Annotated in this window: 1 protein-coding gene; it reads right to left on the bottom strand. The window is 47.0% G+C overall.

The genetic code is table 11. The annotated features are described in order from the left end of the window. On the bottom strand, positions 1–1,171 hold a 1,171-nt coding region (gene tuf / locus PQQ36_RS22455; RefSeq protein ID WP_017420760.1), incomplete at both ends, for an elongation factor Tu.

Raw genomic sequence — 1,171 nt, 5'->3', positions numbered from 1 at the left:
TTAGCAACAACACCAGCACCAACAGTACGGCCACCTTCACGGATCGCGAAACGTAGACCTTCGTCCATCGCGATTGGAGAGATTAGCTCAACAACCATTTGGATGTTGTCACCAGGCATTACCATCTCTACGCCTTCTGGTAGAGAGATATCACCAGTTACGTCAGTTGTACGGAAGTAGAACTGTGGACGGTAGCCTTTGAAGAATGGAGTGTGACGACCACCTTCATCTTTAGAAAGTACGTATACTTCTGATTCGAACTTAGTGTGTGGAGTGATTGAACCTGGCTTAGCAAGTACTTGGCCACGTTCTACTTCATCACGCTTAGTACCACGTAGTAGGGCACCAACGTTCTCACCCGCACGACCTTCGTCTAGAAGCTTACGGAACATCTCAACACCAGTACATGTAGTAGTTGTAGTATCTTTGATACCTACGATTGCTACTTCATCACCAACTTTCAGAATACCACGCTCGATACGGCCAGTTACTACTGTACCACGACCTTGGATTGAGAATACGTCTTCGATTGGCATTAGGAATGGTAGATCGATTGCACGCTCTGGCTCTGGGATGTAAGTATCTAGAGCTTCAGCTAGTTCGATGATTTTCGCTTCCCACTGCTCTTCGCCGTTTAGTGCGCCTAGTGCAGAACCTTGGATAACTGGTAGGTCATCACCTGGGAAATCGTATTCAGATAGAAGTTCACGAACTTCCATTTCTACTAGCTCTAGAAGCTCTTCATCATCAACCATGTCACATTTGTTCATGAATACGATGATGTAAGGGATACCAACCTGACGGCCTAGTAGGATGTGCTCACGAGTTTGTGGCATTGGGCCATCTGTCGCAGCAACAACTAGGATACCACCGTCCATCTGTGCAGCACCAGTGATCATGTTTTTAACATAGTCAGCGTGTCCAGGACAGTCTACGTGTGCGTAGTGGCGAGCTGGAGTGTCGTACTCTACGTGAGAAGTAGAGATTGTGATACCACGCTCACGCTCTTCTGGAGCGTTGTCGATTGATGCGAAGTCACGAGCAGCACCGCCGTAAACTTTTGCAAGAGTAGTACAGATAGCTGCAGTTAGAGTTGTTTTACCGTGGTCAACGTGGCCGATAGTACCAACGTTTACGTGCGGTTTTACACGTTCAAATTTTTCTTTAGACA

This window comes from Vibrio sp. CCUG 15886 (assembly GCF_028570825.1).
GTDB classification, from domain to species: Bacteria; Pseudomonadota; Gammaproteobacteria; order Enterobacterales; family Vibrionaceae; genus Vibrio; species Vibrio vulnificus_B.
Note: the sequence above shows the minus strand (reverse complement) of the source record. Positions and strands in the feature narration are given on the sequence as shown.